Origin of the sequence: Xanthomonas sp. GW (assembly GCF_014236815.1) — a bacterium.
Classification (GTDB): domain Bacteria; phylum Pseudomonadota; class Gammaproteobacteria; order Xanthomonadales; family Xanthomonadaceae; genus Xanthomonas_A.
The window spans coordinates 2,194,750-2,207,971 of the sequence record NZ_CP051189.1; the positions used below are offsets into that span (position 1 = coordinate 2,194,750).

Here is a 13,222-nt window from a genome sequence, read left to right on the forward strand (position 1 = left end):
TTCGGGGAAGGTGCCTGGCAGGGCGGATGAGGCTAGGGTGCAGCCTCGCGCACCGAACTCCGCGAGACGCTTCGCGCCGGACCCTCACCCCAACCCCTCTCCCGATGGGAGAGGGGCTTAGGCTGTTCCCTTCTCCCGTCGGGAGAAGGTGCCCCGCAGGGGCGGATGAGGGTACGGGCGCAGCCTCGTGCACCCAAACTCCGCGAGACGCTTCGCGCCGTACCCTCACCCCAACCCCTCTCCCGATGGGAGAGGGGCTGTAAGCTGGCACGTATGCCTGCATTGCGCTTCGACAACCGTTTTACCGCCGAGCTGCCTGGCGATCCCGAGCGCGGACCGCGCCTGCGCGAGGTGCTGGGTGCGCTGTGGTCGGAGGTCGCGCCGACCCCGGTGGCCGCGCCGCAGTTGCTTGCCCATTCGCGCGAGGTGGCGGCCATGCTCGGTTTGTCGGAGCAGGAGGTGCTGGCGCCGCAGTTCGCCGAGGTCTTCGCCGGCAATGCGCTTTACCCGGGCATGCGGCCGTACGCGACGAACTACGGCGGCCATCAGTTCGGGCATTGGGCCGGTCAGCTCGGCGATGGCCGTGCGATCGCGCTGGGCGAGGCGCTGGGGGCGGACGCGCAGCGCTGGGAGCTGCAACTCAAGGGCGCCGGGCGCACGCCGTATTCGCGCGGCGCCGATGGCCGCGCGGTGCTGCGCTCGTCGATCCGCGAATTCCTGTGCAGCGAGGCGATGCACCATCTCGGCGTGCCGACCACGCGCGCGCTGAGCCTGGTTGCGACCGGCGAGCGCGTGGTGCGCGACATGTTCTACGACGGCCATCCGCGCGCCGAGCCGGGTGCGGTGGTGTGCCGGGTGGCGCCGTCGTTCGTGCGCTTCGGCAGTTTCGAGTTGCCGGCCGCGCGCGGCGAGACGGCTTTGCTGCGGCAACTGGCCGACTTCGTGATCGACCGCGATTTCCCCGAGCTGCACGCAAATGGCGCCAGGCGCCATGCCGACTGGTTCGGCGAGGTCTGCGCGCGCACCGCGACGATGGTCGCGCACTGGATGCGGGTCGGCTTCGTACATGGGGTGATGAACACCGACAACATGTCGATCCTGGGACTGACCATCGACTACGGCCCGTATGGCTGGATCGACGACTACGATCCGGACTGGACGCCGAACACCACCGACGCCGAGGGCCGCCGCTACCGTTTCGGCACCCAGCCGCAGATCGCGTACTGGAACCTGACCCGGCTGGCGCAGGCGCTGGCGCCGCTGTTCGACGACGTCGCGCCGCTGCAGGCCGGGCTGGCGCGTTTCCGCGAGACATACGCGCAGGCCGAACGCGACAACGCCGCCGCCAAGCTCGGCTTGGCCGCATGCGGCGAGCCCGATCTGGCGCTGATGCAGGACCTGCTGCAACTGCTGCAGCAGGGCGAGGTGGACATGACCCTGTGGTTCCGCGGGCTGAGTGCGGCGCAGCTGCCGACGCTGGCGGACCTGGCCGTTGCGTTCTACGACCCAGCCAAGCTGGCCGCGCAGGCGCCGGCGTTCGAGGCCTGGCTGGCGCGCTATGCGCAGCGGCTGCGCGACGATCCGTTGCCGGAAGCCGCGCGTGTGGCGAAGATGCGCGCGGCCAACCCGCGCTACGTGCTGCGCAATTACCTGGCGCAGCAGGCGATCGACCATGCCGAGCAGGGCGACGCCGACGGCATCGCCGAATTGCTGGAGGTGATGCGCCGGCCCTACGAGGAGCAGCCGGGACGCGAGGCATTCGCGGCGCGGCGCCCGGACTGGGCGCGCGAACGCGCCGGTTGTTCGATGCTGTCGTGCAGTTCCTGACGCGCGAAGCACTGTAGGAGAGGCTTCAGCCCCGACAGTTTCCCTGAAAGGCATCGGTGCTGGAGCGCATCTAGCAGAAAGCTCGGCATCGCCGCGATTTCCCCGTCGCGTCGTCAGGCCGGGCTCGGCCTCAGCGCGAAGGCGCGCGATAGCGCCAGGCGGCGAGGAAGCTGGTCACCACTTCCGCCGCCAGCGCCTGCTGGCCCTCGCGATCCGGGGCCTGCCCGTTGAGCATCGCGCCGGGATAGGCGTAGCCGATCGCCGCGCCGATGAAGGCGCTGGCGGCCAGCGTGGGCGAGGCCACGCGCACGTCGCCGCGCGCATCCAGCATCTGCAGCAGGTCGCTCAGGCGCTGGCGCAGGCGCCCGGTGCGGCGCTGGTGCATCGAGTGCAGCAGGTCCGGCATCTGCGCGCTGGCCTGTACCAGCAGCCGGTGCAGGCGCAGCGAGGACGGTGCGTACAGGTGCGCCTGCACGGTCAGCGCGATCTGCTGCAGCGCGCGCGGCAGGTCCTGCGAGGCCGCATCGCCGATGTTCTCCAGCTGCGCCTGCAGTTCTTCGTTCAACGCTTCGAACACCTGCATCAGCAGGTCGGCCTTGCTGGAAAAATGGTTGTACAGGCTCTGCCGGGTAAGCCCGGCATGCAGCGCGATCTGCTCCAGCGAGACCTCCAGGCCGTGCTCCAGCAGCAGCTCGCGGGCGGCGCGCAGCAAGCGCGGCCGCGCCAGCGCCGGGCGTCCGCGCTGGCGCGCGGGCGGCGCAATCGCGCGCGCTTCCGCCGCCGCCGGGGTGGCGCGAGGCGGCGTGGCGCGGGCGATTGTGCGATCCTTCATGCTTATTTATTTGTCTTTAAGTAAATTAAATGATCCTCCCCCCAGCTTCCAGGATCAAGCGCATGCCCGCGCCCTTCGTCCAGCGTCCCCGCCGCACGCTGTCGTTGCTGCTGTCCGTCGCCCTCGTCACGCTCGCCGGCTGCAAGGGCGAGCGCACCGCGCCGCCGGCGCAGGCCAGGACCGTGGGGGTGGTGACCCTGCAGGCGCAGAGCGTGCCGCTCAGCGCCGAACTGGCCGGGCGCACCGCCGCCTCCGAAGAATCCGAAGTGCGCCCGCAGGTCGGCGGCATCCTGCGCAAGCGGCTGTTCGAGGAGGGCGCGCTGGTGCACGCGGGGCAGCCGCTGTTCCAGATCGAGCCGGTCCTGTACCAGGCCGCGGCCAACGAGGCGCAGGCCAACCTGGCCACCGCCGAGGCCACGCTGGCGACCGCCAAGCTGCGCGCCGAGCGCTATCGCGAGCTGGGCAAGACCCGGTTGGCCGCGCAGCAGGACGTGGACGACGCCCAGGCCACCTACAAGGAAGCGCTGGCCAGCCGCGACGCCAACCGCGCCGCGCTGGACACCGCGCGCACGCAGTTGCGCTTCGCCACGGTGGAGGCGCCGATCAGTGGTCGCATCGGCCGCGCGCGGGTGACCCCGGGCGCGCTGGTCACCGCCAGCCAGGCCGATGCGATCGCCAAGATCCAGCAGCTGGACCCGATGAACGTGGACATCACCCAGTCCGGCAGCCAGTTCCTGGCGCTGCGCCGCGCGATCGCCGACGGCGGGGTGCAGCCGGCGACCGCCGAAGTGCGGCTGAAGCTGTCCGACGGCAGCGACTATCCGCTGCCGGGCACATTGCAGTTCGCCGACATCGACGTGGAGGAAACCACCGGCAGCGTGACCCTGCGCGCGCGCTTCCCCAATCCCGACGCGCAGCTGCTGCCGGGCATGTACGTGCGCGCGATCGTCGGCCAGGGCATCCGCCAGCAGGCGCTGCTGGTGCCGCAGGCGGCGGTGGACCGCACTCCGCGCGGCGATGCGCAGGCCTGGGTGGTGGGCACCGACAACATCGTGCGCCAGCGCCAGTTCACCACGCTGCGCGCTGTCGGCGACCGCTGGCTGGTCGGCGACGGGCTCAAGCCCGGCGAGCGGGTGGTGGTGGAGGGCCGGCAGGGACTGAGCGACGGCGCCAAGGTCACGGTCAAGCCGGCCGCCGCTGCCGCCGGCAAAGGCTGAGCCGGCATGCTCGCGCGCTTCTTCATCGCCCGTCCGATCTTCGCCTGGGTGCTGGCGATCTGCATCATGGCCGCCGGTGCCATCGCCGTGTTCACCCTGCCGGTGGAGCAGTATCCGGACATCGCCCCGCCCGGGGTCAACGTCACCGCCACCTACAACGGCGCCTCGGCGCAGACGGTGGAGGACAGCGTCACCCAGGTGATCGAGCAGCAGATCAAGGGCATCGACCACCTGCTGTACTTCTCCTCGACCAGTTCCTCGTCCGGGCAGGCGCGGATCAGCATCACCTTCGACCAGGCCGCCAATCCCGACATCGCCCAGGTGCAGGTGCAGAACGCGGTCAACCAGGCGCTCAACCGCCTGCCGCAGGAAGTGCAGCAGCAGGGCGTGACCGTGTCCAAGTCGCAGGGCGACAGCCTGATGGCGGTGGCGCTGTACGACAGCACCGACCGGCTGGACAACGTCGACATCTCCGACTACCTGATCAGCACCCTGCAGGATCCGATCAGCCGCATCAACGGCGTCGGCGAGATCAACGTGTTCGGCGCGCAGTACGCGATGCGCGTGTGGATGGACCCGCACAAGCTCAATGCCTACAACCTGATGCCTGGCGACGTGCGCAGCGCGATCGAGGCGCAGAACACCCAGGTCACCGCCGGCGAACTCGGCGCGCTGCCCACCGGCGCCGACCAGGAGCTCAACGCCACGGTGACCGCGCAGTCGCGGCTGCAGACCGCGGAGCAGTTCCGCGCCATCATCCTGGCTACCCAGGCCGACGGCTCCAGCGTGCACCTGGGCGACGTGGCGCGGGTGGAGATCGGCGCGGAGAACTACCAGAACAGCGCCACGCTCAACGGCCATCCGGCGTCCGGCTTCTCGGTGACGCTGTCCTCCGGCGCCAACGCGGTGGCCACGTCCGATGCGGTGCGCGCGACCATCGAGCGGCTCAAGCCGACCTTCCCGCCGGGCATGGAAGTGGCCTACCCGCGCGACAGCACGCCGTTCGTGCGGATCTCGATCGAGGGCGTGGTGCACACCCTGATCGAGGCGATCGTGCTGGTGGTGGTGGTGATGTTCCTGTTCCTGCAGAACGGCCGCGCCACGCTGATCCCGGCGATCACCGTGCCGGTGGTGCTGCTGGGCACGTTCGGCATCCTCGCCGCTGCCGGCTTCACCATCAATACGCTGACCCTGTTCGCGATGGTGCTGGCGATCGGCCTGCTGGTGGACGATGCGATCGTGGTGGTGGAGAACGTCGAGCGGATCATGCACGAGCAGCATCTGCCGCCGCGCGAGGCGACCGAGCAATCGATGGGCGAGATCACCGGCGCGCTGATCGGCATCACCGTGGTGCTGGGCGCGGTATTCCTGCCGATGGCGTTCTTCGGCGGCTCCACCGGCATCATCTACCGCCAGTTCTCGATCACCATCGCCTCGGCGATGGCGCTGTCGGCGCTGGTCGCGCTGACCCTGACCCCGGCGCTGTGCGCGACCCTGCTCAAGCCGGTGGAAAAGGAGCGCCAGCTCGGACGCTTCTTCCGCTGGTTCAACCGCGGCGTGGAGCGCAGCCAGCACGCCTACCAGCGTCGGCTCGGCACGCTGCTGCGGCAGCCGCGGCGCTGGATGGCGCTGTACGTGGTGATCGTGCTGGCGATGGCGGCGCTGTACGCGCGCATGCCGACCGGCTTCCTGCCGGTGGAAGACCAGGGCCAGGTGCAGATCCAGTTCACCACGCCCGAGGGCACGCCGCTGGCCAAGACCGAGGCGCTGGGCCGGCGCATCAACGATTACTTCATGGCCCACGAGAAGGACAACATCACCGCGGTGTTCATGGTGATCGGCCGCAACAACGCCGGCACCGGGCAGAACGCCGGCCAGGCCTTCGTCGCGCTGCGGCCCTGGGGTGAGCGCAACCGCGACAACACCGCGCAGGCGATCATCGACCGCGCCAACAAGTATTTCCGCGGCACCGCCGACGCCAAGATCAGCGTGCTGTCGCCGCCGGCGGTGCGCGGCCTGGGCCAGTCCAGCGGCTTCGAACTGTGGATCCGCGACAGCGACGGCGCCGGCCGTCCGGCCCTGCTGAAGGCGCAGCAGCAGGTGCTGCAGGAGGCCGGCGACGATCCGCAGCTGACCGCGGTGCGGCTCAACGGGCTGGGCGACAAGGCGCAGCTGCAGGTGGACATCGACCAGGCCCAGGCCAGCGCGCTGGGGCTGGCGCAGAGCGACATCAACGCCACGCTGTCCACGGCGTGGGGCGGCAGCTACGTCAACGACTTCATCGACCGCGGCCGGGTCAAGCGCGTGTACGTGCAGGGCGATGCGCCGTACCGCTCGCTGCCGGAAGACATCGGCCAGTGGTACGTACGCGGCAAGGACGGGCAGATGGCGCCGTTCGCCAGTTTCGCCAGCACCCACTGGACCCGCGGGCCGCAGCTGCAGCAGCGGTTCAACGGCCTGCCGGCGTCGCAGATCCAGGGCGGGGCCGCGGCCGACAGCAGTTCCGGCGAGGCGATGCAGCGGATGCAGGCGCTGGTCGCCAAGCAGAAGGGCTTCGACCTGCAGTGGAGCGGCCTGTCCTACCAGGAGCAGCTGTCGAGCAACCAGACGCTGTGGCTGTACACCGCCTCGATCGTGTTCATTTTCCTGTGCCTGGCGGCGCTGTACGAGAGCTGGTCGATTCCGGTGGCGGTGTTGCTGGTGATCCCGCTGGGCGTGCTCGGCACGGTCACCGCGACCACCCTGGCCGGCTTCGTCAACGACATCTATTTCCAGGTCGGCCTGCTGACCACGATCGGCCTGTCGGCGAAGAACGCGATCCTGATCGTGGAGTTCGCCGAGGCCGAGCAACGCGCCGGGCGGCCATTGCTGGAAGCGGCGCTGGAAGGCGCGCGGCTGCGCTTGCGGCCGATCGTGATGACCTCGCTGGCGTTCGTCGCCGGCGTGCTGCCGCTGGCGCTGTCCACCGGCGCCGGCGCGGCCAGCCGTCGTGAGATCGGCGTCAGCGTGATCGGCGGCATGCTCTCGGGCACGCTGCTGGCGGTGCTGCTGGTGCCGCTGTTCTTCGTGCTGGTGCGGCGCCTGCTGCATGGCCGGGCGGCGGACACGCAGGCCGGGTAGGCCGTAGACGGGCGATGCGGTGCCGCTGCGCGGCGCCGCATTGCGCCTAAAATGGGCGCTTCCCCACGCTGCGATGTCCCGATGAACGATTCCTCCTGCTGCGGCGCGCCCAGCGACGCACCGGCCCACTGGTCCGGCCGCATCCGCGATATCGCCGATTTCCCGAAGCCGGGCATCGTGTTCAAGGACATCACCCCGCTGCTGGCCGACGGCCCGGATTTCGCCTCGGCGCTGGACGAAATGGCTCGCCCCTGGCGCACCACGCCGCTGGACGCGGTGCTGGGCATCGAGTCGCGCGGCTTCATCCTGGGCGCGGCGCTGGCGCACGAGCTGCGCACCGGTTTCGTGCCGATCCGCAAGCCGGGCAAGCTGCCGGGCAAGACGGTGACTCAGGACTACACGCTGGAATACGGCAGCGACCGCATCGAGATGCATGCCGACGCGCTGCCGGCCGGCGCGCGGGTGCTAATCGTCGACGACGTGCTTGCCACCGGCGGCACCTTGCGTGCGGCGCTGTCGCTGGTGCGGCAGCTGCAGCTGGAGATCGTCGGTGCGGTGGTGCTGGTCGAGTTGCAGGCGCTGCAGGGGCGCGAGCGCTGGAGCGATGAAGTGCCGCTGTTGGCGACGCTGACGTATTAGGGCGGGACGGTGCACGCGGATGCTGTCGTAGCGTGCGGTGCGCATCCGCCGCGGCAGTGGTCGCGGTTCGTGCGGCTGCGCTGAGCGGGTCGAGGTCGAAGCGCCAAAGTCGGGTGCGCCGCGGAGCCGATCGTCGACTGGCGACCAGCCATCGACGGGGCCTATGCCGCGATCATGGCCGCCGCACGACGCCGCATCAGTGCGGATAGACCACCGTTTCCAGGCTGGGATCGGCGTAGGCGTCGGCATGGCTCAGGTGCCCATCGAACGGGCCGACCTTGCAGATCCGTCCTTCGTGCGTGAACACCAGTTGCAGTCCGTGTTCCTGTTCCCAGTCGCAATTGCATTCCAGGCTGATGCGGATACGGCCATCGCGATAGCGGCTGGCATAGGCCTCGTTGCCGAACTGGACGTGCTGCCACACCTGCGCCGGGTTATCGATGCGCGGCGAGGGCAGGCCGTGTTGCGCGTGCAAGGCGTGCATGCGCCGGTAGTAGCCGAACACGTCCGCCGCGGCGGCATCCAGCGCCGCCTGCTCGATGCGCAGGAACGCGGCGATGGCGGCGCCGAAGTCGGCTTGCGCCGCATCGGCGGCATAGTCTTCGAGGACGAAGCTGCAGTCGTGTTGCAGCCAGCGCACTGGCACCTCGGCGCTCCAGGCGCTGCCGTCCTCGTCCTCCTCCAGCGAGGCGAGGATCTGCGCCAGCGCGGTCACAGCTTGCTGACCCGGAACCGGCGGCCCTTGATCTTGCCTGCCTGCAGCTGGCCCAGTGCCCGGCCGGCGTGCTCGCGGGCGATGGCAACATAGGAACGGGTCGCGTAGATCGCGATCTTGCCGATCGCCGCGCCCGACAGGCCGGCGTCGCCGGTCAGCGCACCGAGGATGTCGCCGGCGCGCAGCTTGTCGGTCTTGCCGCCGTCGATGCGCAGCGTGACCATCGCCGCCTGCGGCAACTGCGCCGGGCGCGCGGTGGCCAGCGGCGCGCGCGACCAGCGCAGCGGCTGGCCCTGTTCGGCCTCCAGCGCCTGCGCGCGTGCCAGCTCGCGCGGCGCCACCAGGCTCAGCGCCAGGCCGCGCTTGCCGGCGCGCGCGGTGCGGCCGATGCGGTGGCGGTAGGTTTCGGTATCGGTCGGCAGTTCGTAGTTGAGCACCGCCGCCAGGTCTTCCACGTCCAGCCCGCGCGCGGCCACGTCGCTGGCGACCAGCACGTTGCAGCTGCGGTTGACGAAGCGCACCAGCACCTCGTCGCGGTCGCGCTGTTCCATGTCGCCGTGCAGCGCCAACGCCGAGAAGCCGAACTGCTGCAGCGAGCCGGCCACCTCGTCGACTTCCTTGCGGGTGTTGCAGAACACCACGCTGGACTCGGGGGTGAAGCGCAGCAGCAGCCCGGCCACCGCCTTCTGCCGGTAGGTGGGGTCGACTTCGAAGAACTGCTGCTCGATCTCCGGCGCGCTGTCGGCGCCTTCGATGGTGATTTCCGCCGGTTCCTTCAGCAGCTCGCGCGCCAGGGTGCGGATCGCATCGGGAAAGGTGGCCGAGAACAGCAGGCTCTGGCGGTGCTTGTCGCAGCGGCTGGCGATCTCGCGGATCGGCTCCTCGAAGCCCATGTCGAGCATGCGGTCGCCCTCGTCCAGCACCAGCGTGCGCACCCCGCCCAGGTGCAGCGCGCGCTTGCGCGCAAGCTCCTGGATGCGGCCGGGCGTGCCGACCACCACCTGCGGGTCGTGCGCCTCCAGCGAAGCCAACTGCGGGCCCAGCGGCATGCCGCCGGTCAGCACCACCAGCTTCATGTTGGGAATGCCGGTGGCGAGCTTGCGCAGCTGCTTGCCGACCTGGTCGGCAAGTTCGCGGGTCGGGCACAGCACCAGCGCCTGCGCGCGGGTCAGCGCCGGATCCAGCTTGTGCAGCAGGCCCAGGCCGAACGCCGCGGTCTTGCCGCTGCCGGTGGGCGCCTGCACGATGACGTCCTGGCCGGCCAGGATCGGCGGCAGGCTCTGCGCCTGCACCGGGGTCATCGTGGTGTAGCCGAGCGCGTCGATGCCCGGCGCAAGCGCCGGGGAGAGGGACAGGGTGTCGAAATCGTTCATGGCGCATTTTAGCCGGGACTTGGGACTCGGGACCGGGGACTCGGCAAATCCAGAGCAATGCGCGGTGCCAACCGCGGCCGGCTGCGCGCTTGGTCCCGAGTCCCGAGTCCCGAGTCCCGTACAATTCCCCCCATGCCTCTTATCACCCTACAGAACGTCGACTACAGCGTCGGCGGCCCCTTGTTGCTGGAAAAGACCGAACTGTCGATCGAGCCGGGCGAGCGTATCGCCCTGATCGGCCGCAACGGCGCCGGCAAATCGACCTTGATGAAACTGATCGCCGGCGAGCTCAAGCCCGACGATGGCGAGATCCGCGTCCAGCAGGGCGTGCGCATCGCGCGGCTGGAGCAGGAGGTGCCGCACGGCGCCGCCGGCAGCGTGTTCGACGTGGTCGCCGACGGCCTGGGCGAGCTCGGCCACTGGCTGGCCGAGTTCCACCGGCTCAGCCATGCCGCCGAATTCGACGGCGATGCGCTGGGCGCGGTGCAGTCCAAGATCGACGGCGCCAACGGCTGGGCGCTGGACCAGCGGGTCAACGAGACCCTGACCCGGCTCGACCTGGACGGCGACGCGGAGTTCGCGCGGCTGTCCGGCGGCATGAAGCGGCGCGTGCTGCTGGCGCGCGCGCTGGTGTCGGCGCCGGACCTGCTGCTGCTCGACGAGCCGACCAACCACCTGGACATCGAGGCGATCGACTGGCTGGAACTGTTCCTGAAAGGCTGGAACGGCAGCGTGGTGTTCGTCACCCACGACCGGCGTTTCCTCCGAGCCCTGGCCACGCGCATCGTCGAGATCGACCGCGGCCAGGTCACCAGCTGGCCCGGCGACTGGGCCAACTACGAGCGCCGCCGCGAGGAGCGGCTCAACGCGCAGGCGCAGGAGAACGCGCGCTTCGACAAGATGCTGGCGCAGGAAGAAGTGTGGATCCGCCAGGGCATCAAGGCGCGCCGCACCCGCGACGAAGGCCGCGTGCGGCGCCTGGAGTCGATGCGCAACGAGCGCACCCAGCGCCGCGAGCTCGGCGGCAATGTGCGCATGGAGGCGGCGCAGGGCGAGTCCTCGGGCAAGAAGGTGATCGAGGCCAAGGAGCTGAGCTTCGCCTTCGGCGCGCGGACCATGGTGCGCGATTTCTCCAGCACCATCCTGCGCGGCGACCGCATCGGCCTGATCGGCCCCAACGGCAGCGGCAAGACCACGCTGTTGAAGTTGCTGCTGGGCGAGCTGACCCCGGGCAGCGGCGAGGTGCGCACCGGCACCAATCTGCAGGTGGCCTATTTCGACCAGTACCGCGCCACCTTGCGCGAGGACTGGAGCGCGATCGAGAACGTCGCCGAGGGCCGCGACTTCATCGAGGTCAACGGCAAGCGCAAGCACGTGCACGGCTATCTTCAGGATTTCCTGTTCACTCCGGAGCGCGCCCGCGCGCCGATCACCCGCCTGTCCGGCGGCGAACGCAACCGCCTGCTGCTGGCGCGGCTGTTCGCGCAGCCGTCGAACCTGCTGGTGATGGACGAACCGACCAACGACCTGGACGTGGAGACGCTGGAGCTGCTGGAAGAGCTGCTCGGCGACTACACCGGCACCTTGCTGTTGGTCAGCCACGACCGCGATTTCATCGACAACGTGGTCACCTCGACCATGGTGATGGAAGGCGATGGCCGCATCGGCGAGTACGTCGGTGGTTACAGCGACTGGGTGCGCCAGCGCGCCGCGCCGCCGGCCAGCGCGATGGCGGTGGCCAAGGCCTCGGCCACTGCGGCGGCGACCGCCCCGGCCGCTGCCGCTGCCGCGGCGCCGGCGGCCAAGCGCAAGCTCAGTTACAAGGATGCGCGCGAACTGGAGCAGTTGCCGGCGCGGATCGAGACCCTGGAGCAGCAGGTCGCAGCATTGACCGCGGCGATGACGGAATCGTCGTTCTATCAGCGCGATGCGGCGGCGGTGACCGCGCATACGCAGGCGCTGACCCAGGCGCAGGCCGAGCTGGACGCGGCCTATGCGCGCTGGAGCGAGCTGGACGCGTAACGGCGCTGGTTGGCGCGGGGTTCTCTGCTACAGGCGCTCGCCCTTGGATGGACGTGCGCACTGTAGGAGGGACTTCAGTCCCGGCAGCATCCGAAGCTGGAGAATCCACGGCTTCGCTCGTCGCGACTGAAGTCGCTCCCACAGGGAGTTCGCGCCGAGTGGGCTAGGTGCACTGTGGGAGGGACTTCAGTCCCGACGCGGTTCGGTTGCGACGACTCCGCCGCTTCGTTTGTCGCGGCTGAAGCCGCTCCTACAAAGATCTTGCGGCCAGCGTGCTGGGTGCATTGTGGGAGGGACTTCAGTCCCGACGCGATCCGGTTGCGGTGACTTCGCCGCTTCGTTTGTCGCGGCTGAAGCCGCTCCTACAAGGTCTTGCGGCCAGCGTGCCGGGTGCGCTGTGGGTGGGACCCAGTAGCGAAGAGGCGCCAGCCGCGCGACTGCGCGGCCAGCACTTCGCTCAGCGCGAAGCGGCTTCCTCTTCGTCGTTGTCTTCGTCCAGGTCATCGGCCTGGCTGTCGCGCTCATCGGTCTCGGCTTCGTCGCCGGTCAGCAGGCCGACGAAGGCGACGAAGGCGATGCCGTCCTGGGCCCATTCCTTGGCCACGTCGTCTAGCAGTTCAAGCAGCACGTCGAAATCCTTCTTCGCCACCGATTGCAGTTCGGCCGCGTCTTCCAGCAGCAGCGCATAGCCGCCCTTGGCCGGCAGCCACGACAGGTCGCGCAGGCCGTCCATCAATGCATCCCAGTTGCGGCCGAAGCCGATCGGGAAGTCCAGCTGCGCGGCCAGCCGCATCAGCAGCATCGGCTTGCTGCTGCAGCCCTGCAGGTCGATCCGGCACAGCCGCAGGCCGGCGTCGCGGCCGAGCGCGGCGATGCTGTCTAGGTCGCTGTTGGCGACGCGGTAAACGCCGGATGCGGCCGGCTCGGCCAGGTTGAGCGAAAAATTGAAAGTGTTCATGGCGACGGCCTCCCGGAGGCGATGCTGAAACTGCGGAAACTGGCGTAGTGGTCGTCGCTGTAGTACCAGACGTCCGGCGGGTCGCCGCCGGTGACGATGCGCCGCGTCCCGCGGTGCTCCAGCCCCGGCGTGTCGACGGTGTATTCGCGATAATAGCCGCGCGGGCGTGACGGCAGCCGGTTTTCGCGGTTGCCGAACACGCTGCCGTCCTGGCGGTGCGGGAACGGACCGCCGCGCTGGATCAGGGCGATGGTGGCACGCGCTTCGGGCGGCAGGAACGCCGGCAGCGTGGTGTCAGTGCTCGCGGCCGGCGTGGCCGGCGGCTGCGCCGGTGCAGGCGCCGGCAGCGGCGCGGGATTGGTGAGCGCGGGTGCGAACTGCGGATGCGGCGGCTGCTGCACTGCGCGGATGCCCCACAGCCCGGCGGCGAGCAGCACGATCGCGGCGATCAGTAACACGGGCTTGCGCATCGGGGGGAGGCTCCAGCGAGAACGGCGGGCGCCGCGTTCTGGCGCAGCA

At 69.7% G+C, this 13,222-nt stretch carries 10 protein-coding genes; 5 read left to right on the forward strand and 5 right to left on the reverse strand.

Annotated elements, in window-relative coordinates; all coding sequences use genetic code 11:
• Nucleotides 1-273: 273 nt before the first annotated feature.
• Entirely contained in the window at nt 274-1,827 is a 1,554-nt protein-coding gene (locus HEP73_RS09210) for a protein adenylyltransferase SelO (protein ID WP_185822951.1), read from the forward strand.
• 130 nt (nt 1,828-1,957) lie between these two features.
• Here the strand turns inward: HEP73_RS09210 and HEP73_RS09215 are convergent, their stop codons facing one another.
• Nucleotides 1,958-2,659, reverse strand: coding sequence for a TetR/AcrR family transcriptional regulator (locus HEP73_RS09215; RefSeq protein WP_255423728.1), 702 nt, complete (start codon nt 2,657-2,659; stop codon nt 1,958-1,960).
• Between the two features lie 62 nt (nt 2,660-2,721).
• On the opposite strand from HEP73_RS09215, the gene HEP73_RS09220 reads away from it, so the two are divergent.
• The 3 genes from HEP73_RS09220 to HEP73_RS09230 all read left to right on the forward strand — a co-directional run bounded on the left by HEP73_RS09220 (nt 2,722) and on the right by HEP73_RS09230 (nt 7,635).
• Nucleotides 2,722-3,876 (forward strand): efflux RND transporter periplasmic adaptor subunit, encoded by a 1,155-nt coding sequence (locus tag HEP73_RS09220; RefSeq protein WP_185816101.1) that lies wholly within the window; start codon nt 2,722-2,724, stop codon nt 3,874-3,876.
• Between the two features lie 6 nt (nt 3,877-3,882).
• Nucleotides 3,883-6,996: an efflux RND transporter permease subunit gene (locus tag HEP73_RS09225; RefSeq protein WP_185822952.1), complete on the forward strand. Its 3,114-nt coding sequence runs from the start codon at nt 3,883-3,885 to the stop codon at nt 6,994-6,996.
• A gap of 81 nt (nt 6,997-7,077) precedes the next feature.
• The gene (locus HEP73_RS09230) at nt 7,078-7,635 is read left to right on the forward strand and encodes an adenine phosphoribosyltransferase (protein WP_185816103.1); all 558 of its coding nucleotides are present in this window, start codon (nt 7,078-7,080) and stop codon (nt 7,633-7,635) included.
• A 196-nt stretch (nt 7,636-7,831) separates the two neighbouring features.
• On the opposite strand, the gene HEP73_RS09235 is transcribed toward HEP73_RS09230, so the two are convergent.
• The gene (locus HEP73_RS09235; RefSeq protein ID WP_185822953.1) at nt 7,832-8,350 is read right to left on the reverse strand and encodes a DUF6985 domain-containing protein; all 519 of its coding nucleotides are present in this window, start codon (nt 8,348-8,350) and stop codon (nt 7,832-7,834) included.
• The gene (gene dbpA, locus HEP73_RS09240; protein ID WP_179565282.1) at nt 8,347-9,723 is read right to left on the reverse strand and encodes an ATP-dependent RNA helicase DbpA; all 1,377 of its coding nucleotides are present in this window, start codon (nt 9,721-9,723) and stop codon (nt 8,347-8,349) included. Before dbpA ends, HEP73_RS09235 begins: the two co-directional genes overlap by 4 nt.
• A 132-nt stretch (nt 9,724-9,855) precedes the next feature.
• On the opposite strand from dbpA, the gene HEP73_RS09245 reads away from it, so the two are divergent.
• Nucleotides 9,856-11,745 (forward strand): ATP-binding cassette domain-containing protein, encoded by a 1,890-nt coding sequence (locus HEP73_RS09245; RefSeq protein WP_185822954.1) that lies wholly within the window; start codon nt 9,856-9,858, stop codon nt 11,743-11,745.
• Between the two features lie 457 nt (nt 11,746-12,202).
• On the opposite strand, the gene HEP73_RS09250 is transcribed toward HEP73_RS09245, so the two are convergent.
• Both HEP73_RS09250 and HEP73_RS09255 read right to left on the reverse strand, forming a co-directional pair.
• The gene (locus HEP73_RS09250) at nt 12,203-12,703 is read right to left on the reverse strand and encodes a barstar family protein (protein ID WP_185822955.1); all 501 of its coding nucleotides are present in this window, start codon (nt 12,701-12,703) and stop codon (nt 12,203-12,205) included.
• Nucleotides 12,700-13,173 carry a guanyl-specific ribonuclease gene (locus HEP73_RS09255; protein WP_185816110.1) on the reverse strand — a complete coding sequence of 158 codons (474 nt, stop codon included), beginning with the start codon at nt 13,171-13,173 and terminating at the stop codon, nt 12,700-12,702. The genes HEP73_RS09250 and HEP73_RS09255 overlap by 4 nt, the downstream gene beginning before the upstream one ends.
• Nucleotides 13,174-13,222: the final 49 nt, after the last annotated feature.

Bases quoted from the DNA above. Each gene is read 5' to 3' on its own strand.
- HEP73_RS09210 (WP_185822951.1), top strand. From the start codon at position 274: ATGCCTGCATTGCGCTTCGACAACCGTTTTACCGCCGAGCTGCCTGGC.
- HEP73_RS09215 (WP_255423728.1), bottom strand. From the start codon at position 2,659: ATGAAGGATCGCACAATCGCCCGCGCCACGCCGCCTCGCGCCACCCCG.
- HEP73_RS09220 (WP_185816101.1), top strand. From the start codon at position 2,722: ATGCCCGCGCCCTTCGTCCAGCGTCCCCGCCGCACGCTGTCGTTGCTG.
- HEP73_RS09225 (WP_185822952.1), top strand. From the start codon at position 3,883: ATGCTCGCGCGCTTCTTCATCGCCCGTCCGATCTTCGCCTGGGTGCTG.
- HEP73_RS09230 (WP_185816103.1), top strand. From the start codon at position 7,078: ATGAACGATTCCTCCTGCTGCGGCGCGCCCAGCGACGCACCGGCCCAC.
- dbpA (WP_179565282.1), bottom strand. From the start codon at position 9,723: ATGAACGATTTCGACACCCTGTCCCTCTCCCCGGCGCTTGCGCCGGGC.
- HEP73_RS09245 (WP_185822954.1), top strand. From the start codon at position 9,856: ATGCCTCTTATCACCCTACAGAACGTCGACTACAGCGTCGGCGGCCCC.
- HEP73_RS09250 (WP_185822955.1), bottom strand. From the start codon at position 12,703: ATGAACACTTTCAATTTTTCGCTCAACCTGGCCGAGCCGGCCGCATCC.
- HEP73_RS09255 (WP_185816110.1), bottom strand. From the start codon at position 13,173: ATGCGCAAGCCCGTGTTACTGATCGCCGCGATCGTGCTGCTCGCCGCC.